This is a genomic window from Flavobacterium labens (assembly GCF_048286755.1).
Taxonomy (GTDB): domain Bacteria; phylum Bacteroidota; class Bacteroidia; order Flavobacteriales; family Flavobacteriaceae; genus Flavobacterium.
Map to the genome: position 1 here is coordinate 1,093,834 of NZ_JBLVPL010000001.1, position 18,995 is coordinate 1,112,828.

Below are 18,995 nucleotides of genomic sequence, written 5' to 3' on the forward strand. Positions count from 1 at the left end.
AGCAAAAAACTCCATTTTCTCTATTTTTCTGAATCAAACTTCTACTTTTTTGTTACATTTGGAAATCAAAAAATACTTTAATGAGAATTATTTCATACAACGTAAACGGAATCAGAGCGGCCATTTCAAAAGGATTTATTGACTGGTTGCAGCACGCAAATCCCGATGTTATTTGTCTTCAGGAAATTAAAGCAACTGAAGACCAAATACCAGTCGAGGATATCGCAAAAGCCGGCTATCCATACCAATATTATTATTCAGCGACCAAAAAAGGATATAGTGGTGTAGCCATTCTATCGAAAATCAAACCCAATAATGTCGTTCACGGAACCGGAATTCACCACATGGATTTCGAAGGAAGAAACCTTCGTGCTGATTTTGATGACTTTTCAGTGATGAGTTTGTACTTGCCATCAGGGACAAATATCGATCGATTGGATCATAAATTCACGTTTATGGATGATTTTCAAAACTACATCAACGAACTCAAAAAAGAAACGCCAAACCTAATTATCTGCGGGGATTACAACATTTGCCACGAGGCAATCGACATTCATGACCCTATCCGAAACAAAAATGTTTCCGGATTTTTACCACAGGAAAGAACTTGGCTCGATGGATTTATGAAGTCCGGATTTGTCGATAGTTTCCGCCATTTCAACAGTGAGCCGCACCAATATTCGTGGTGGAGCTACCGCGCCGGAGCTAGAGGAAACAACAAAGGGTGGCGTATCGATTATAATTTAGTTGCCGATTCTTTAAAACATAAATTAAAAAGAGCCGTTATTTTATCAGATGCCGTGCATTCGGATCACTGCCCAATTTTGGTAGAAATCGAATAACATTTTCAGGAGCTATTTCCCGCTTTTCACTGCAAATGAAATTCACTGAACACCAAAATAGAATATTAACTTAGTGAAGTAATCTTGTTGTTTTTAAAGAAAATACAACAAGGATTTTCGTTTCAAACGAAGTTCACTGAACTCCGATGAAGGCAAAAGTATAGTGAAGTAATCGGGGCTAGGGCATTCGAATACAATTTGATTTTTTGGGTTCAAAACAACATTAGAAACAACATAAATACCATCAAAATGATTAAAAGAGTTTCCATCGGATTATTAGTATTGGCTCTTTCAACTTCTTGTGTATCTAAAAAAATATACAACGACTTAGAAAGTAAGTTCACCGATTTAAAAAAAGAAAACAGAAGTTTAGCAGATGAAAATACCGATTTGTTAAAAGCTAAAAACCAATTAGAATTAGACCGCGACGGTTTAAAAACTGATTTGAGTAAGTCCAAAACGGAATTGGATAAATTGAAAGCAGATTACGCCGCAGCTCAAAATAAATTCAAAGTCTTGCAAGATTCTTACGCCGCTTTAGAAAAAAATAGCGGTGATGCTTTGCAAAGCAATATGAAGAAAAATCGCGATTTGCTGGAGCAATTAGACGAAAAAGGGAAAGCATTGGCATTAGAACAAGACCGATTGAGCAAAAGCGCACAACGTTTGCAAGAATTAGAAGATTTGATTGCTGCCAAAGAAGCGAGCATGAAAAAACTAAAAGAAACCTTGTCTAAAGCCTTGAATAGTTTTGAAGGAAAAGGGTTGACCGTGCAACAAAAAAACGGGAAAGTATATGTTTCTATGGAGAACAAACTACTTTTTAATTCGGGAAGTTGGGCAGTAGGTTCCGAAGGGAAAAAAGCAGTTGTAGAATTAGGTAAAGTTTTGGGTGACAACCCAGATATCTCCGTGCTTATAGAAGGTCATACGGATGATGATGCGTTTACAGCTTCAGGTCCAATTGCGGATAACTGGGATTTATCGACTAAAAGAGCCACGGCAATAGTTGCTATTTTGAGTGAGAATAAAAAAATCAACAAGCAAAATCTTACTGCGGCAGGAAGAGGAGAATTCTCTCCATTAGGAAGCAATGCAACTGCCGAAGGAAAAGCTAAAAACCGTAGAATCGAAATCATTCTAACACCAAGATTAGACGAAATTGCCGAAATGTTGAATGAGATAAATTAAAAAAGAAGCAAAGTTTTAAATAGGCAAAGGTTCAGAGTTTTTTACTTTGAGCCTTTTTCTTTTACGACGAATTTGCTAATTTCACCTTTTGATGGAAGGTTTTTAATTGGAGTATTGGCGGTTTTGTTTTTTAAAATACCCCGTTTAGTCTTTAATAAACGTTTCTCAATTTTCTGTTAACTGTAAATCTAAACAACAAACTAATTTTATCTTTGTTTTCGAAAATAAAATACAATTTTCTTAATTATGAAATACACTACTTTACCCAATACTGATGTAAAAGTCAGCAAGATTTGCCTTGGAACGATGACTTTTGGTGAACAAAATACGGAAGCTGATGGTCATGCTCAAATGGATTATGCTTTAGAAAACGGGGTCAATTTTTTTGACACTGCCGAAATGTATTCGGTTCCGGCGCGTGAAGAAACGTATGGCAGCACAGAGAAAATTATTGGAACCTGGTTTAAAAAAACTGGAAAAAGAGAAGAAATAGTTTTGGCATCGAAAATTGCCGGACCTAATCCGAATTTTGGCTACATGAGAGAGAAATTAGATTTCTCACCAGCTAGTATCAAGTTTGCATTGGATAATAGTTTACAGCGCTTACAAACGGATTATATTGATGTGTACCAATTGCATTGGCCGGAACGTAAAACCAATTATTTTGGACAACGCGGTTTCATAGTGCAGGACGATGCTTGGGAAGATAACATTCATAATGTTCTTGAAACATTAGACGGTTTTGTCAAAGAAGGAAAAATCAAACATATCGGACTTTCAAATGAAAACCCTTGGGGAATCATGCGTTTTCTGGAGGAAAGTAAATACAGCAATCTGCCAAGAGTAAAAACGATTCAAAATCCATATTCGTTATTGAATAGACTATTTGAAAACGGTTCTGCTGAAGTTTGCCTAAGAGAAAATGTAGGTTTATTGGCGTATTCACCAATGGCTTTTGGGGTTTTGTCTGGTAAATTCTTGACTGGAGAAGCGCATCCAAATGCAAGAATCAAATTGTTTCCGCAGTATTCCAGATACAACAGCGCACAAAGTACTGAAGCGACTCGATTGTATCAGGAAATCGCCAAGAAAAACGGAATGACTTTAACGGAGTTGTCTTTGGCATTTATTGAGCAACAGCCATTTGTAACCAGCACGATTATTGGCGCAACAACATTGGAACAATTAAAAGAAAATATTGATACGATTCAAGTGTCACTTTCGGATGAAATTCTAAAAGCAATTGATGAAGTTCAAGCTGCTATTCCTGATCCGGCACCGTAAAGTAAGAAACCCAGTCAGATTTCTAAACTCTGACTGGGTTGTTTTTTTAAGAATTAAAGATCAAATTCCTCGTCAACGGCTAAAGAATCCACTTTTATTTGCGTTGAATCTTGTACTTTGAATTTGATAAAAGATTTTGCAGGTCCTGAAATCAGTATGGGTAAAGACTTGTAAATCGTGTCTTCTGGGGTTAAAAGTCCTCTTCGAAACATAATATTGGTTAAGAACGATTCTTGTTTAATCGCAAAATCTTTCAACATGCCTTGATCGTTGAACTGATACATGAATTTTTTAGGACTTGGAATAATTCTGGCGAGATACAAGCATTCGTTCAGCGATAATTCCGAAGGGTTTTTTTGGAAATAAAACTGACTTGCCTCGCCAATTCCATATACATTTGGACCCCATTCGATAATGTTAAAATACACTTCGAGCATGCGTTCCTTACTCACAATTCGGTTATTTTCCAGTATGTAAACTAGTAAAATTTCTTCCAGTTTACGGGACACGGTTTTCTCCCGACTTAGAAAAGTATTTTTTACTAGTTGCATGCTGATGGTACTGGCACCGCGGGAGAATTTTTTGGTTCTGATGTTTTTTACGATGGATTGTTTGAATGCTTCGCTGATGAACCCACGATGCGAAAAGAAAGAAGGATCTTCTGTTGTTAAAACCGACTTTCTTAAATAAGGTGAAATTTGGTCTAAAGGCGTATAGTTTGGATTGGCTGCACCAACTAAAACTGGACGTTGCAACACATTTTTGATAAGGGCACGATACACAAATTCGCCATTGAGTTTGTTGAGATTGGCTTCGCCATATTTGGTGATTTTTAGATTTTCTTTCTTCAATTTACTATCAAAAACAAGCTGATTGGGTTTGTTTTGGTTGAAAGCAAAATCCAATTTGTAATCAAAATTACCTGTAGCTTCCATTCCCTGAAAATGAGTAAATAAACCGTCTGGAAGCGAAGTAATGAAATCCTGCGCTTTCATTTTTGGGATAGTTACTTTGAGTTTGTAAATCGTATCTTTCTCTGTTTCATACGACACGTAAGGATGAAATTTTATTTTGTTCAATTGAACTGTTGAGCTGCTGTCGACAGAAATAAAATCAGAGCCTAATAAGAATCGGTAATCAAATTTGGCATTTTTAAGAATAACATCTTTGCTGGCAATTTTCGGGTGGTTGAGTTTTAAATTGGCAATAGCCATAAAGCCATCAATATGCAACTCGTCACCGTCTTTATCGATGTTTTGAATGCTCAATCGAATGGAGTCAAAGCTTGATTTCAGGTTGAAACGTTCGTATAAATACGGCATTTGTATGGCGCCGGTATCAATATTTACGAAACGTATATCGGCTTTTTTATTTCTTGGATCGGCAAATCCTTTAATTTTCCAACGCTGTGAAATAGTATTGGTTTGAACTTTTATCGAAGTTTCGAGTTGTTTGTTGAATAATCGCAGTTTTTGGAAATTGACGGTTGCCTTTTTCCCGTTATCATTGAGTCGAAAAGAAAGATTGTCTAAAATCATATCCGTCGGGACTAAATTTAGTGCTTTTGAGATTATTCTGTAGGCAAACTGGGCGTAATCTCTTTTCTCATCGCGTATTTCTGTTTGATTGTCTTTTTTTAGAAAAGCATCAAAATTGCTCACTTTTCCTTTTTTTACTAACTGTACAAAACCGTTTTGGACTTCTAGAGTTCCAAGTTGGACATCGCCTGTTAGGAGATGCCATAAATTGACGCTAGTTTTTAGTTTTTGGATTTTAAAAAGCGTGTCTCTGTTTTTTGGAACCAGAATTATTTCGGTAAGATTCAAACCTGATAATCCGTCAAAAGAAGCTTTTTTTATCGTAAAAGAGCTGTTGTAATCCACTTCCATTTCATTGGAAACTTTTGCTATGGTTTGTTGTAAAACGGCATCTCGAAAGATATAAAAAGCAATAATTAAAGAGACAAATAATACAAAAAGTATTTTTGCTGCTAGAATTAGTTTTTGTTTTCCGGTTTTCATAAACAGTTTAATAAGTAGTAAAATATAAAATAAAACGCGCTTGGAATCTCGACCATAAAGAAAAGGAAAATAATACTAAAGGAAAGATTTTTATGGTTTTCTTTAGCATTTTGATTGTGGATAATGATTTTTTAAATAAAAAAACTACAACCATAAAGGGTTGTAGTTTCTAAATTATTGGGTCACCGTTAAATTAGCTTTATGGCTTTGGTTCTTTATACTCAAACGGATTGTAGAACCTACGTACTTTCTCTACAATTTGATTTAAACTCATTTTATCTGCTGTTTCTACTGCTTTTAGTTTTCCGGGTTCAATTAAATGATCCGTCATTAATTTTTGTTCCAGTTTAGTTTTGGTTTGCGCCGGACCAAAAACAATAAGTTCATCTGATTTTTTCACATAGGAAAGAACTGATTTTATAAAATAATCAAGTTGTTGTTCTTTTCGATCGTCAAATTTTTTGTCGCTATTGCCATGATGAACTCCTGAGAAAGTTCCTTTATTACCTTCGTCATTATGATGTACACTGTTTTCAACCTCAGAATCTATTTCGGTAATTTTTTCTGTATCACCATCAATAGCAACAATTATTGCTTTTGAAGAATCTATCCAAATGCCAGTTTGTCTTTTCATGTCTTTGCTTATTAAGTTAAAGTAGATTGTTTTTTACTGTTTTATTGCAATAGAATCGCGCTTAGTTGACTTATTAAAACGTGTTCTGATTTATTTTTTCCTGAAAATGAAGAAGCTATGGCGTTAGCAGTTTTTAGAATTAGGGCATTAATTTCTGTAGTGAACAAGTGTTGATGTTCTGCTCTGAAAATTTTAAAGTCGGGAATCACTTGTTCCAATTCCCATTCATTGGCAACAAGCCAGTCAAAAACAATTTCGATTTCATAAGCAGTGTCATCCCCAAATTCATTGAAGCTCTTTTCAAGCGGAAGCCATTCCGTTTTTATGACTTGTTTCAGTTTATCGGTTTCTTCTTTATGTATGGTTTTGTCTATGGCCGCAATAGAATAGAACACCTTGCCTAAGTGTTCGTACAAATGAGTCATAGTTTGGTGTGAGGGTTTCATTTTTTCGTAAAATATTGTTAAACATAAAGTTACGAAAAATAATAAGTTTTCTTCCTGATTTGTTATTTAAAATAGGAAATATTTAACATCAATTTCTGGAAAGTAAATCGAAGAAACAGAAAGAGAATTATTTGATTTTTGTATCCAGAAACGACAGCAGATTGTCAGTTTCCAGTTTTTGATTGGCGTATTTTAATTGAAGTTCAGAACCTTCGCCCATTCTGCTGTAGTATTCCAATGCTTTTTTTGCAAAGAAGCGTTTGTGAAAATCAGAAAGCTCCGGAATTTGAGGAAATTTTTTATGAAAAAGCATTTCGTAATAGGCTTGCCATTCCCTTTCGTTCTTATCTTCAATCAGGTTTTCTTTCGTTTTTTGACTCACGTGAATCATTTCATGCGCCAGAAGATTGAGCATTAATGCCAGCGGATATTCAAATGTGTTTTCGGGAATTCGGATGATTTGGGGTTCACCAAGAGCGCCTTCGGTAGTCATTAGGATAAACTCTGGCTTTGCTTTTTCTCTTAATTCGAAACCTTTGAAATTGGGGTTTTCTAAACCGTATTCTTCAATTAAAAACTGGGCAGCAGTAATGGTTTCACCAAGTTCATGAAAGGTATTTACGATTTGTAAGTGTTCTGGAAACGATTTCATTTTAGATTATAACTATTTTATATTTTCTGCTGACTATTATGGGAATAAATTACATATATCCACAATCGTTGCGGTGATATATTCGCAAAGTCGGTTAAAACTCTAAAAGAATTTAATAGCTATAAAGCCTATAATAATTCCTATTACAATTAAGAAAAAAATATTTCTACTCCATTTTTCTTTTGATTGTTCTTCTTTTAAATTTGTTTTGCAAAATTTAATTAGTAACCACCACAGGAAACCTCCTATGTCGTTTTCAAGTTGATATCTCATGATTGAAATTTCTTTTAAATAGGTTTTTATCCAAACAATTCACTCGCCACATCTTCAATTTTGGCTACCAATCTGATTTTGATTCCGGTATTTTTCAACGCAATTTTGTTGTATTTGGATACAAAAATGGTCGAAAAACCTAATTTCTCTGCTTCCTGAATGCGCTGGTCCACGCGGTTTACCGGACGTATTTCGCCTGAAAGTCCAACTTCGCCAGCAAAGCAAAAATCTTTATTGACTGCAATATCTTCATTCGAAGATAAAATGGCGGCTACAACAGCCAAGTCTATCGCAGGATCATCTACTGATATTCCTCCCGTAATGTTTAGGAAAACGTCTTTGGCGCCAAGCCTGAAACCGGCTCTTTTCTCTAAAACGGCTAGAATCATATTGAGTCTTTTTGCATTATAACCCGTGGTGCTGCGTTGCGGTGTTCCGTAAACTGCGGTGCTTACCAGGGCTTGGATTTCAATCATCAAAGGACGCATGCCTTCTAATGTGGAAGCAATTGCGGTTCCGGATAATTTCTCGTCTTTGTGTGAAATCAATATTTCTGAAGGATTCGAAACTTCTCGCAAACCATTGCCTAACATTTCATAAATACCAATTTCGGCAGTGGAACCGAAACGATTTTTTAAGGAACGTAAAATGCGGTATACGTGATTTCTGTCGCCTTCAAATTGTAAAACCGTATCGACCATGTGTTCCAGGATTTTTGGTCCTGCAATATTTCCGTCTTTAGTGATATGACCAATCAGAATCACGGGAATATTAGTTTCTTTAGCAAATTTGATCAGTTCCGCGGTGGTTTCACGAATTTGAGAAATGCTTCCAGGAGTAGATTCAATATAATCCGTATGCAAGGTTTGAATGGAATCGATAATCACGATTTCCGGTTCGATGGCTTCAATTTGCTTGAAGATATTTTGGGTTTTGGTTTCGGTAAGAATGTAGCAATTGTCGCCGCTTGGCGTGATCCTTTCGGCACGCATTTTTATTTGTTTCTGACTTTCTTCTCCTGAAACATATAAAGTTTTATATGGTAACTTTAGGGATATTTGAAGTAAAAGCGTGCTTTTTCCAATGCCGGGTTCACCGCCTAAAAGAATCAGGGAACCAGGAACGATTCCACCACCTAATACGCGATTAAGCTCCGCGTCAGTTGTGTCCATTCGGATTTCTTGTGCCGAATCAATTTCGTCTATTCGTAAAGGTTTTGGTGCTTTACTGCTGGAAGTAGTTTCGCTTTTCCAAGCTGTTTTTTCTTGTTTTTGAATGATTTCTTCCGCAATGGTATTCCATTCTTTACAAGAATTGCATTGTCCTTGCCATTTTGCATATTGTGCGCCACAGTTTTGGCAAAAAAAAGTTGTTTTTACTTTAGACATTATTTTTTTGGTGTTTGACTTATCATATCATCGTATTTTTCCATCATCATATTTTTTGTAAGATTGCCAATTTCCTCTAATTGAGAAGCACTTTGATAGCGTTTTGCCGCTTTTTTTAGATCGCCCATTTTTTCATACATCAAACCTAATTCATAATCGGCAAGCATTGATTTTGGATAATTTTTATTGGCAATCTCAGCTAATTTATCCAATTCAGGATAGGCTTTATTTTTTAGAATTGCCGCTTCAATGGCTTTGAAATCGTTGACACGAATAGGTATTTTTAAACCTAAACTTTTGGATAAAACAGCATATTTATTGGTCAAATAATCCACATAACCGGATTGAAGCACAGCAATTTTCTCGCTGTATTCAGTAGATGAAATGGGTTTATAGGCATCAAAAAAATGATATAAGGCATTTGGAATCGAATATAGCACGAGTGAATAATGTGACGCACCCTTAAAATTATCGAACTTGTAATTCAATGCCGGATTAGTAACCTGTTTTATGTTTTCGTCTAGTTTTTTTATAGACTCTTGAATTTTTTTTATGTCGCCATCTCCATTGGATTGATAGTAAAAAACAGGTAGTTTTAAATTTGAAAGTTTTTCTGGAATGCGATTTTCCATTTCAGGAGCCAGTTCCGGACTCAATGAAATATATCCATTGAATATAGGATTGTCTTTGTACAGAAAAAAGTTTAGAAATCCCGCAGTAGTATCGTGTCCTGCAATAATTCGGAATGGTGCAACGGGATATTTTTTCTCGATATAAGGAAGCAACTCGGCGCCAATAAACTCGAAGAATTTTGCGCCTTTTCCCGAAGGAACTCCATCTGCTTCATCATAAGTGCTGTCGTCAATGCGTTCGTTATTTTTGTTTTGGCTTATACCAACGACAATCATTTCTGGTAAATCATCCCAATAGGCACCATAGTTCAAAGCGCCGTAAAATGGGTCAAATAAGTAATCTCCATCGAGTAAAATAAGTATCGGATACTTTTTATTTGGGTTTTTTTCGAAAGAAGGCGGTAAGCCAATCGTGATTTCTCGGGTTTCGCCCAGTGCATTTGAATCGAATGGTATGGTGGTTTTTTGTGAAAATACTGTGATAGAGAAGAATAAGAATAGTAGCAGTTGTTTCATGGTTTGGAGCGTTTAGAAATTAAAGTACATCTAAATAAGACAGCAATATAATACTTTATTTACTTTTATTTAAAAAACAAGAAAAGTTAAGGCGCCAGAATTGCACTCTCTTTTTAGAAAAATAAATAGGATTTAGTGAGTTGAAAAATGCTCTAAACAAAAATAACTGAATATCTGATTTTGAGTTATAAAATCAGATATTCAGCGTTTTGTGAATTTAAATACTTTTACTTTGAGTTTTAAATAAGGGATTTATTTTTTTTAAAAAGTAAGTCAGTATATATTTATTCTTTGAAGAATTAAGTCAAAGAATTGTTATTTTCGTTAGGAAAAATAATCCAGGGTTTGAAGGTTTTGGCTTCTTCAAATTCTAGGGTTGCATAAGAAATAATGATAATAATATCATCTCTTTGTACTTTTCTGGCTGCTGGACCATTTAAGGTTATGATACCTGAGTTTTTTTCGCCTTTGATGGCGTAGGTGTCAAAACGTTCTCCATTGTTGATATTTACAATGAATACTCTTTCTCCTTCAATAATATTGGAGGCTTCCAGTAAAGCTTCGTCTATTGTAATGCTACCGATATAATTTAAATCGGCGCCGGTTACTTTTACTCGGTGTATTTTTGATTTTACGACTTGAATTTGCATGCTACAAAAGTAAATTAATTTAATGAAATGGTGTCAATCAATCGAATATTATTGACAAGTACCGCAATAAAGGCGCGGTATTTTTTATTTTTATTTTTTCGGGTACAAGGTAAAAGTGTTGCTTCATCAGCAATTACGAAATATTCTAATGTGAAGCGCGCGTTCTTGTTGAATGATTTTTGAACCCATTCTGAAATAGTTGTAGTACTATTGGTTGCAAATTTTTCTTTTACTCCGGTTAGTGTTTTGTAAATAATTTCCGCTTCGTTTCTTTCCTCTGTTGACAAGCGTTCGTTTCTGGAGCTCATGGCAAGATTATTGGATTCTCTGTAAATAGGACAACCAATTACATTTACTTGTAAGTGGTTTTTGGCTACCATTTTTTTGACAATTTGTAATTGTTGAAAATCTTTTTCACCAAAATACGCGTTTATTGGTTCTACTATTTCAAAAAGACGTTTTACAATCGTGCCTACGCCATTAAAATGTCCGGGTCTGAATTTGCCTTCCATTTGATTTTCAAGCCCATCAAAATCGAAAGATTGAGAAAGGGGTTTTCCGTCATAAATGTCTTCAACAGATGGGGCGTATAGAATTATATTTGGATTTAAAGCAGTAAGTTTTTTTACGTCTTCTTCTAATGTTCTTGGGTATTTCGCTAAATCTTCCGGGTTGTTAAATTGTGTTGGATTTACAAAAATACTTACAACAGTATTTTCATTTTCTAGTTGTGATTTTTGCATTAATGCCAAATGACCTTGATGTAAAGCGCCCATCGTAGGAACAAATCCAATAGTGGAATGGACGGTTTTTATAGATTTCAAATAGTCGATTAAAGATGCTTTTCCGTAGAAAATATGCATGGCAGTATTATTAAAATTAAATGCAAACTTACTATTTTAGTTAATAACTGCATAAAATTTTGTAATTTTGCATGGTTTTTATTGCCAATAAATTAAGTAAATTACAATATGAAAGATAAGAGGATATTATATGTATCATCTGAAGTGGTGCCTTATCTCGCTGAAAATGAGGTCTCTTTAATGTCTTACGACGTGCCGAAAATGATTAATGATCAAGGCGGACAGATAAGAATTTTTATGCCAAGGTATGGAAATATTAACGAGAGAAGACATCAATTGCACGAAGTAATTAGACTTTCGGGGATGAATTTGGTAGTGAACGACTTGGATATGCCGTTGATTATAAAAGTGGCTTCCATACCAAAAGAAAGAATACAAGTTTATTTTATTGATAATGATGAGTATTTCAAAAGGAAAGCCACATTTGCTGATGAGGAAGGTGTGATGTATCCTGATAATGACGAACGTGCCATTTTCTTTGCAAAAGGAGTTGTTGAAACCGTGAAAAAACTCAATTGGGTTCCAGATATTATTCACGTTCATGGATGGATGGCAGCTATGTTGCCCATTTATATGAAACATTTTTATAAAAATGAAGCATTGTTTTCAGAGACAAAGATTGTTACTTCGGTTTACAGTCAGTCTTTTGATGGGACTTTAGATGTAGAGATGATTAATAAGGTGAAATTTGACGGTATTCCTGATGAAGCAATTTCGGATCTGGAAGTTCCAGACTATGAAAACATCATTAAGGCTACCATTAAGCATTCTGACGCGGTGATTATTGCTTCAGAAAACCTATCTCCAAGTTTAACAAAATATATAGAATCTTCAGGAAAACCTTTTTTACCTTTCGCACCGAAAGATGCATTCGCGGAAGCGTATACTAATTTCTATAGAAACGAGGTTCTTTAAATTAAACTTTTTTATTAAATATGTACAATAATTCTTTTTTTAAGAAAATTCTGGTAGTTGCGAGTGTTGTTTTTTTATATTCTTGTGATAAAGATTATAATGAAATTGGAGGTGATTTAATTGGTGAAAACAATTTTGACCTCAAAAAAGAAACGTACAATGTTTTAGCTTACAATCAAAAAACAGGGCCTATACAATCGAATAATCTTGTAGTGAGTCCTTTAGGAATTTATAATAATCCAAATTTTGGTGAGACAACTGCCAATTTTGGTACTCAATTAACTTTGCCTGCAACCATAACAACGATTAGTACAAGACCTCATATTGAGAGTGTTGTTTTGACTATTCCCTATTATTATGATGCGTCAAAAACGGTTACAAAAACAGATGGTAGTAATGAATATGTGCTAGATTCTATATATGGGCCTGATAAAGCTGAGATGAAACTAAGTGTTTACGAGTCTGGTTATTACATGAGAGATGCAGATCCTATTGGTGGATTTCAACAACCTCAAAAATATTTTACAAATCAAAACGCAGAATTTGATAATGTTAAAAAACCTAATCGTTTAAATGATGATTCTAATTTAGCTCAAAACGATAAGTTTTTCTTTGATCCAGCAGAACACGTTGTGACTACAACAGATTCAATTACTAAAGTGGTTACAACTACAAGAACTCCACCGGGAATGCAATTGAATTTGAATAAGGGCTTCTTTAAAACAAAAATAATTGATGCTGTTGCAACTGGAAAATTGGCTACAAATGATGTTTTTAAAGAGTACTTCAGAGGACTTTATTTTAAAATGGAGAAATCAGGAAGTAGTGCTGGAAATTTAGCAATGTTGAATTTTAAGGCAGGAAAAATCACTATAAAATACAATGAGGATTTGTCTACAACAACTAGCGGTGTTACTACAATTACACGAGTTAAAAAAACAATAGTTCTAGATATGACTGGAAATTCCGTGAGTTTGTTGAATACTGATTTTGCGGGTAGTGGGCTTGCTTATAATGCTTTGCCAAATACAGGAAATACAATTGAAGGTGATGAGAAATTATATCTAAAAGGTGGTGAAGGATCTGTTGCTGTGATTAGTCTTTTTAATACTCCGGGTGAGTTAGACGCTATTAGAAATAGCGGATGGTTGATTAATGAGGCCAATTTGGTTTTTCATATTGATGCTGCTACAATGGCTAATAATTATGAGCCACAAAGAATTTATTTGTATGATTTTAATAATAACCGACCTATCGTTGATTATTATTCAGATGCAACTACAAATAGTGTTAATGAAAAAAAATCAAAAACTATTTTTGATGGTAATATAAATACAAACTCTACAAGCAAAAGAGGAGTTACATATAAAATTAGGGTTACAAATCAAATAAGGAATCTTGTTAAATATAAAGATTCAACTAATGTTAATTTAGGATTGGTAGTTACAGAAGATATTGGTACGATAGCTTCTCATAAGTTGAGAACTCCAAATGCTTTTATTACTGGAGCGCCAAAAGCATCTGTAATGAATCCTTTAGGGACTATTTTATTTGGAGGTAAATCCACGGTTCCTAATGATAAGAGATTGAAACTTGAAATTTATTATACAAAACCTAATTAAAATACTATGTGTGGAATCGTTGGATATATCGGTTATAGAGAAGCTTATCCTATTGTAATAAAAGGATTAAAAAGACTTGAATATAGAGGTTATGATAGTGCCGGTGTAATGTTGTATGACGGTGAAGAGCTAAAACTTTGTAAGACAAAAGGTAAGGTTTCTGATCTTGAGGCGAAGGCTGCTGAAGCAATTACAAAAAACGGTTCTATAGGAATTGGGCATACCCGTTGGGCAACACATGGTGTTCCAAACGATGTGAATTCTCATCCTCATCTTTCTAATTCAGGAGATTTAGCAATAATTCACAATGGAATTATTGAAAATTATGCGCCTTTAAAAGAAGAGTTAATAAAACGTGGGTATGTTTTTCATTCGGATACTGATACTGAGGTGTTGGTAAATCTTATTGAAGAGGTACAAAAAAAAGAAAATTTAAAATTAGGTAAAGCAGTTCAGATTGCCTTGAATCAAGTAGTGGGAGCTTATGCAATCGCTGTGTTTGATAAAAAGAATCCAAATGAAATTGTTGCTGCTAGATTAGGAAGTCCATTAGCGATTGGCGTAGGAGAAGGAGAATATTTTATTTCTTCGGATGCGTCACCTTTTATTGAATATACTTCTAATGCAATTTATTTAGAAGATGGAGAAATGGCGAATATTAGATTGCATAAAGCAATGAAAATCAGAAAAATTAAAGATGATTCTTTAGTTGACCCTTATATTCAGGAGCTTAAAATGAATTTGGAGCAAATTGAAAAAGGTGGTTATGATCATTTTATGCTTAAAGAGATTTATGAACAACCAAGTGTTATAAAAGACACCTATCGCGGAAGACTTCATGCTAATGAAGGTATTATTCAAATGGCAGGAGTTGAGGATAATTTAGAAAAATTCCTTAATGCTGATAGGATTATTATTGTGGCATGCGGAACTTCATGGCATGCAGGTTTAGTTGCAGAATATGTTTTTGAAGAGTTTGCACGTATTCCAGTAGAAGTAGAATATGCTTCAGAGTTTAGATATAGAAATCCAATCATAAATAGTAAAGACGTAGTTATTGCTATCTCGCAATCAGGAGAAACAGCAGATACTATGGCTGCAATAAAACTTGCCAAAGAGCAAGGAGCATTTGTATTTGGTGTTTGTAATGTAGTGGGTTCTTCTATTTCTAGAGAAACACATGCGGGAGCTTATACACATGCGGGTCCTGAAATTGGTGTTGCATCGACCAAAGCTTTTACTACACAAATTACAGTGTTGACAATGATTGCTTTGCGTTTAGCAAAAGCAAAAGGTACTTTGTCTAATACCGATTTTCATACTTATTTGCAAGAATTGGAAATTATTCCTGAAAAAGTGAAAGAGGCATTAGAAACAAATGAAAAGGCAAAAGAAATTGCTTTAGCTTTTAAGGATGCGCCTAATTGTCTTTATTTAGGAAGAGGGTATAATTTTCCTGTAGCTCTTGAAGGTGCTTTGAAGCTTAAAGAGATATCTTATATTCATGCCGAAGGATATCCTGCAGCTGAAATGAAACACGGACCAATTGCATTAATTGATGAACATATGCCAGTGGTTGTTATTGCGCCAAAGCAAGGACACTATGACAAAATCGTAAGTAACATTCAGGAAATTAAATCGAGAAGTGGAAAAATTATCGCTGTTGTAACTAAAGGTGATACACAAGTGCGTGAATTAGCTGATTATGTTATTGAAATCCCTGAAACCTCAGATGCTCTATCACCATTGATTACTACAATCCCATTACAGCTTTTGTCTTATCATATTGCTGTTATGCGTGGTTGTAATGTTGATCAACCTCGTAATTTAGCAAAATCGGTAACTGTAGAATAAATTTTCAAAACAGATTTGCATAATAATATTTTAAACTAAGCCTCGAAAGATTTTCTTTCGAGGTTTTTTTTGAATACATTTTTTTTGGGCAGGCACTTTTTTAAATGCTTGAAAAGCGTAAAAAAACGTTAAATTTCCTCTGCTTTATCACTTTTATCAAATATCTAAAAATTAATAATTTTTTTGTGATAAATGTATTTTTTATATGCGTGCATAGTGATATTCTATTATTATTACATAATTTTTAACATATAATATTAAAAAATAAATGTAGAATAAGTGCGAATGAGGTAAAATAACTGATAAATATGAAATTTTTTAGTCGCTTTTTTATTAATATCAAAAATATTTGTACTTTGGCTTCATAAACCAACAAATTATAACCCAATGAGAGTGTATTTACTTTTTTTGTCATTGTTTTTTTGTAGCCTAACTTTCGCTCAAAACTCAATTTCAGGTATTGTTACAGATAGTAACAACCAACCTATCCCTGGAGCCAACATTAAAATCGTTGGAGACTCTTCGGCTACGATAACCAATTTAGATGGCTCTTTTACTTTGCAATCATCAAAAAAACCTCCTTTTGTTATTGAGGTTTCAAGTGTCGGGTTTACATCTCAAAAAATTTCAGTTTCTTCAGCTAGTCAAAAAATTGCAGTTAAGTTATTGGATGAAGAGAATAAGCTAGATGAAATCGTGGTTTCTGCTTCAAGAACACCAGAGCGAGTATTAGAGTCGCCAGTTACTATTGAAAGAATGGGTATTGCTGAAATTAAAAAAACAGCCTCACCTTCTTTTTATGATGGATTAGAAAACATGAAAGAGGTTCAAATGAACACTTCTAGTATGTCCTTTAAATCGATCAATACGCGTGGTTTTGCCACTGTAGCAAATACTCGTTTTATGCAATTAGTAGACGGTATGGATAATTCTTCACCATTATTAAACTTTGTATTAGGAAACTTAATAGGAGTTTCTGAAATTGATGTGCAGTCAGTTGAGTTATTACCAGGAGCTTCTTCTGCTTTGTATGGTGCTAACGCTTTTAATGGTATTTTGTTTATGACAAGTAAAAGTCCATTTACTAGTGAAGGTATTAGAGCGTACGCTAAGTTTGGCCAAACCAGCCAAAAAGCAGCTGGAACAAATGATTATGTAGACTATGGAGTTCGTATGGCTAAAGCATTCAATAAATATATTGCAGGTAAAGCTAATTTCACATACATGAGAGGTACAGAGTGGCATGCAGTAAATTATGATGATAAAACTCGTCAAGGGATTGATAGAAATACTATTAATTATGACGGTATAAATGTTTATGGGGATGAAGTTGCTACAAATATCAAAGGAGTTGGTCAAGCTTTAGCAGCTCAGAATTTAATTCCTGCGTCGGCAGTAAATTTACTTCCAAATACAAATGTTAGCAGAACAGGATATAATGAGGTTGATTTGACAGACAACAAAGTTTCTAACACAAAAATTGATTTATCGTTACATGTTCGACCGTTCGGAGATGAAAGACTTGAAGTAATTGTTCAAAGCAAATTTGGTTACGGGAACACGGTGTATCAAGGTGCAAATCGTTATTATTTGAATAACTTTTTTATGCAACAGCACAAAATTGAATTTAAGGGGAAAAATTTCTTTTTAAGAGGATACACTACAACTGAAGACGGTGGTCAATCGTATGATATGTTGTTTACAGGTATTAATATAAATAGAAAATGGAAAGATGATAGAACTTGGTTTGGTCAATATGCTGGGGCTTACGTACAATCAACGCTGGGAGGATTAACTCCTGAGCAATCTCATGCACGTGCGAGAGCTACTGCAGATACTGGAAGATTGATACCTGGAACAGATGCGTTTAAAAATGCTTTTAATCAAGTTGTTAATGACCCAAGTGTTTTAACAGGTTCTAAATTAGTAGATAACTCAAGAATTTACCATTCTGATGCAAATTACAATTTTAAAGATTTGATAAAATTTGCCGAAATTCAAGTGGGTGGATCATACAGACAATATGAATTGAATTCATTTGGACGTATTTATACAGATGCGGCAGGTCCAATTCGTTATGATGAATACGGTGCATATACTCAAATAATGAAAAAATTAATGGATGATCGCTTGAAATTAACCGGATCTATTCGTTACGACAAAGCACAAAATTTCGAGGGTAATTATTCGCCAAGAATTTCTGTGGTTTATTCTGCAGGACAAAATAAAAACCATAATTTTAGAGGTTCGTTTCAAACCGGTTTTAGAAACCCATCTACACAAGATCAGTATATTGGATTTAATGTAGGAAGTGCAATTTTATTGGGCTCAGCTCCAGATAACTTGACACGATTTGTAGAAACGTTACCAATCGCAACTGCTGTTGGTCAGGGTTTTGCAGGAGGTTCTTCAGTTACGATTAACGGAACACGAGCTTATGAAAATTCATACACTGCATCATCTGTGCTTGCTTTTGCAGCAGCATCAAATCCTGCATTATTGAGAAAAACAAATGCAGGCCTAGTTAAACCAGAAGAAGTAAAAGCAATTGAGTTGGGTTACCGTTCTTTCATCAATAAGACTTCAATTGATATTAACGGTTATTATAATATTTACAATAATTTCATAGGAAACTTAAATGTTATTACACCTTTGTACGGAGCTGCTTTAGATGGTGGCGGTTTAACTAATCCAGAAGGGCCAAAAGCTTTACACGCTTTGCAAAATGGAAATACTAGAACATTTCAATTGTACACTAATACTCCATTAGAAATTAAGTCATTAGGTTTCGGTCTTGGATTGTCAAGAAAAGTATACAAGGATTTTGAAATAGGTGCAAACTATAATTACGCTGAATTTAAATTTGATCAATCTAAAGATCCTAGTTTTGAAGCGGGTTTCAATACACCGAAACACCGTGTGAAAGCCTCTATAGGTAACGAAAAGTTATTTCCAAATTTTGGATTTAATGTAAGTGGAAGATGGAATAGCGAATACTTATGGCAGTCTTCTTTTGCAGATGGTACAATAGTATCAGCAACAGTTATAGATGCACAGTTAAATTACAATATTCCTTCTTTGAAATCAACATTAAAAGTTGGAGCGTCAAACATTGGAGGTAAAGAATACGGTCAAGTATTAGGAGCTGGTCTTATTGGTCAACAATATTTTGCATCTTGGACAATCAACCCGTAATCATTCATAAATACTAA

The 18,995-nt window shown here is 34.5% G+C and carries 15 protein-coding genes; 7 read left to right on the top strand and 8 right to left on the bottom strand.

The annotated features are described in order from the left end of the window. Positions 1 to 80 precede the first annotated feature (80 nt). The 3 genes from ACNQF8_RS04825 (at position 81) to ACNQF8_RS04835 (ending at position 3,317) form a co-directional block, all read left to right on the top strand. On the top strand, positions 81 to 842 hold the full coding sequence (locus ACNQF8_RS04825) for an exodeoxyribonuclease III (RefSeq protein WP_417951015.1): 762 nt from the start codon (positions 81 to 83) through the stop codon (positions 840 to 842). Positions 843 to 1,091: 249 nt separating this feature from the next. Next, positions 1,092 to 2,033 (top strand): OmpA family protein, encoded by a 942-nt coding sequence (locus ACNQF8_RS04830; RefSeq protein ID WP_417951016.1) that lies wholly within the window; start codon positions 1,092 to 1,094, stop codon positions 2,031 to 2,033. Between the two features lie 246 nt (positions 2,034 to 2,279). Beyond that, the gene (locus ACNQF8_RS04835) at positions 2,280 to 3,317 is read left to right on the top strand and encodes an aldo/keto reductase (protein WP_417951017.1); all 1,038 of its coding nucleotides are present in this window, start codon (positions 2,280 to 2,282) and stop codon (positions 3,315 to 3,317) included. Between the two features lie 53 nt (positions 3,318 to 3,370). On the opposite strand, the gene ACNQF8_RS04840 is transcribed toward ACNQF8_RS04835, so the two are convergent. The 8 genes from ACNQF8_RS04840 to panC form a co-directional block, all read right to left on the bottom strand. After that, positions 3,371 to 5,338 carry a transglycosylase domain-containing protein gene (locus ACNQF8_RS04840; protein WP_417951018.1) on the bottom strand — a complete coding sequence of 656 codons (1,968 nt, stop codon included), beginning with the start codon at positions 5,336 to 5,338 and terminating at the stop codon, positions 3,371 to 3,373. A gap of 199 nt (positions 5,339 to 5,537) precedes the next feature. Next, positions 5,538 to 5,972 (bottom strand): hypothetical protein, encoded by a 435-nt coding sequence (locus tag ACNQF8_RS04845; protein WP_417951019.1) that lies wholly within the window; start codon positions 5,970 to 5,972, stop codon positions 5,538 to 5,540. 41 nt (positions 5,973 to 6,013) lie between these two features. Next, the gene (locus tag ACNQF8_RS04850; protein WP_417951020.1) at positions 6,014 to 6,418 is read right to left on the bottom strand and encodes a hypothetical protein; all 405 of its coding nucleotides are present in this window, start codon (positions 6,416 to 6,418) and stop codon (positions 6,014 to 6,016) included. Between the two features lie 127 nt (positions 6,419 to 6,545). Then, a complete protein-coding gene (locus tag ACNQF8_RS04855; protein ID WP_417951021.1) occupies positions 6,546 to 7,070 on the bottom strand; it encodes a hypothetical protein in 525 nt (174 codons plus the stop codon). Positions 7,071 to 7,369: 299 nt separating this feature from the next. Beyond that, complete coding sequence (gene radA / locus ACNQF8_RS04860; protein WP_417951022.1) at positions 7,370 to 8,731, bottom strand: DNA repair protein RadA; 1,362 nt, start codon at positions 8,729 to 8,731, stop codon at positions 7,370 to 7,372. Beyond that, a complete protein-coding gene (locus ACNQF8_RS04865; protein ID WP_417951023.1) occupies positions 8,731 to 9,879 on the bottom strand; it encodes an alpha/beta hydrolase in 1,149 nt (382 codons plus the stop codon). Before ACNQF8_RS04865 ends, radA begins: the two co-directional genes overlap by 1 nt. A gap of 299 nt (positions 9,880 to 10,178) precedes the next feature. After that, positions 10,179 to 10,529: an aspartate 1-decarboxylase gene (panD, locus tag ACNQF8_RS04870; protein WP_417951024.1), complete on the bottom strand. Its 351-nt coding sequence runs from the start codon at positions 10,527 to 10,529 to the stop codon at positions 10,179 to 10,181. 14 nt (positions 10,530 to 10,543) lie between these two features. Then, entirely contained in the window at positions 10,544 to 11,392 is an 849-nt protein-coding gene (gene panC / locus ACNQF8_RS04875) for a pantoate--beta-alanine ligase (protein WP_417952976.1), read from the bottom strand. A gap of 108 nt (positions 11,393 to 11,500) precedes the next feature. Between panC and ACNQF8_RS04880 the strand changes: the two genes are divergently transcribed. From ACNQF8_RS04880 to ACNQF8_RS04895, 4 genes are all read left to right on the top strand, one after another. Beyond that, on the top strand, positions 11,501 to 12,307 hold the full coding sequence (locus ACNQF8_RS04880; protein WP_131991047.1) for a glycogen/starch synthase: 807 nt from the start codon (positions 11,501 to 11,503) through the stop codon (positions 12,305 to 12,307). A 20-nt stretch (positions 12,308 to 12,327) separates the two neighbouring features. Further along, positions 12,328 to 13,929, top strand: a complete 1,602-nt coding sequence (locus ACNQF8_RS04885) for a DUF4270 domain-containing protein (RefSeq protein ID WP_417951026.1) — start codon at positions 12,328 to 12,330, stop codon at positions 13,927 to 13,929. A gap of 6 nt (positions 13,930 to 13,935) precedes the next feature. Beyond that, positions 13,936 to 15,783 carry a glutamine--fructose-6-phosphate transaminase (isomerizing) gene (gene glmS, locus ACNQF8_RS04890; protein WP_417952977.1) on the top strand — a complete coding sequence of 616 codons (1,848 nt, stop codon included), beginning with the start codon at positions 13,936 to 13,938 and terminating at the stop codon, positions 15,781 to 15,783. Positions 15,784 to 16,170: 387 nt separating this feature from the next. Continuing rightward, positions 16,171 to 18,978, top strand: a complete 2,808-nt coding sequence (locus ACNQF8_RS04895; RefSeq protein WP_417951028.1) for a TonB-dependent receptor domain-containing protein — start codon at positions 16,171 to 16,173, stop codon at positions 18,976 to 18,978. Positions 18,979 to 18,995 lie beyond the last annotated feature (17 nt).

Excerpts from the sequence above, each read along its gene's own strand:
- ACNQF8_RS04825 (WP_417951015.1), top strand. The coding sequence starts at position 81 with ATGAGAATTATTTCATACAACGTAAACGGAATCAGAGCGGCCATTTCA.
- ACNQF8_RS04830 (WP_417951016.1), top strand. The coding sequence starts at position 1,092 with ATGATTAAAAGAGTTTCCATCGGATTATTAGTATTGGCTCTTTCAACT.
- ACNQF8_RS04835 (WP_417951017.1), top strand. The coding sequence starts at position 2,280 with ATGAAATACACTACTTTACCCAATACTGATGTAAAAGTCAGCAAGATT.
- ACNQF8_RS04840 (WP_417951018.1), bottom strand. The coding sequence starts at position 5,338 with ATGAAAACCGGAAAACAAAAACTAATTCTAGCAGCAAAAATACTTTTT.
- ACNQF8_RS04845 (WP_417951019.1), bottom strand. The coding sequence starts at position 5,972 with ATGAAAAGACAAACTGGCATTTGGATAGATTCTTCAAAAGCAATAATT.
- ACNQF8_RS04850 (WP_417951020.1), bottom strand. The coding sequence starts at position 6,418 with ATGAAACCCTCACACCAAACTATGACTCATTTGTACGAACACTTAGGC.
- ACNQF8_RS04855 (WP_417951021.1), bottom strand. The coding sequence starts at position 7,070 with ATGAAATCGTTTCCAGAACACTTACAAATCGTAAATACCTTTCATGAA.
- radA (WP_417951022.1), bottom strand. The coding sequence starts at position 8,731 with ATGTCTAAAGTAAAAACAACTTTTTTTTGCCAAAACTGTGGCGCACAA.
- ACNQF8_RS04865 (WP_417951023.1), bottom strand. The coding sequence starts at position 9,879 with ATGAAACAACTGCTACTATTCTTATTCTTCTCTATCACAGTATTTTCA.
- panD (WP_417951024.1), bottom strand. The coding sequence starts at position 10,529 with ATGCAAATTCAAGTCGTAAAATCAAAAATACACCGAGTAAAAGTAACC.
- panC (WP_417952976.1), bottom strand. The coding sequence starts at position 11,392 with ATGCATATTTTCTACGGAAAAGCATCTTTAATCGACTATTTGAAATCT.
- ACNQF8_RS04880 (WP_131991047.1), top strand. The coding sequence starts at position 11,501 with ATGAAAGATAAGAGGATATTATATGTATCATCTGAAGTGGTGCCTTAT.
- ACNQF8_RS04885 (WP_417951026.1), top strand. The coding sequence starts at position 12,328 with ATGTACAATAATTCTTTTTTTAAGAAAATTCTGGTAGTTGCGAGTGTT.
- glmS (WP_417952977.1), top strand. The coding sequence starts at position 13,936 with ATGTGTGGAATCGTTGGATATATCGGTTATAGAGAAGCTTATCCTATT.
- ACNQF8_RS04895 (WP_417951028.1), top strand. The coding sequence starts at position 16,171 with ATGAGAGTGTATTTACTTTTTTTGTCATTGTTTTTTTGTAGCCTAACT.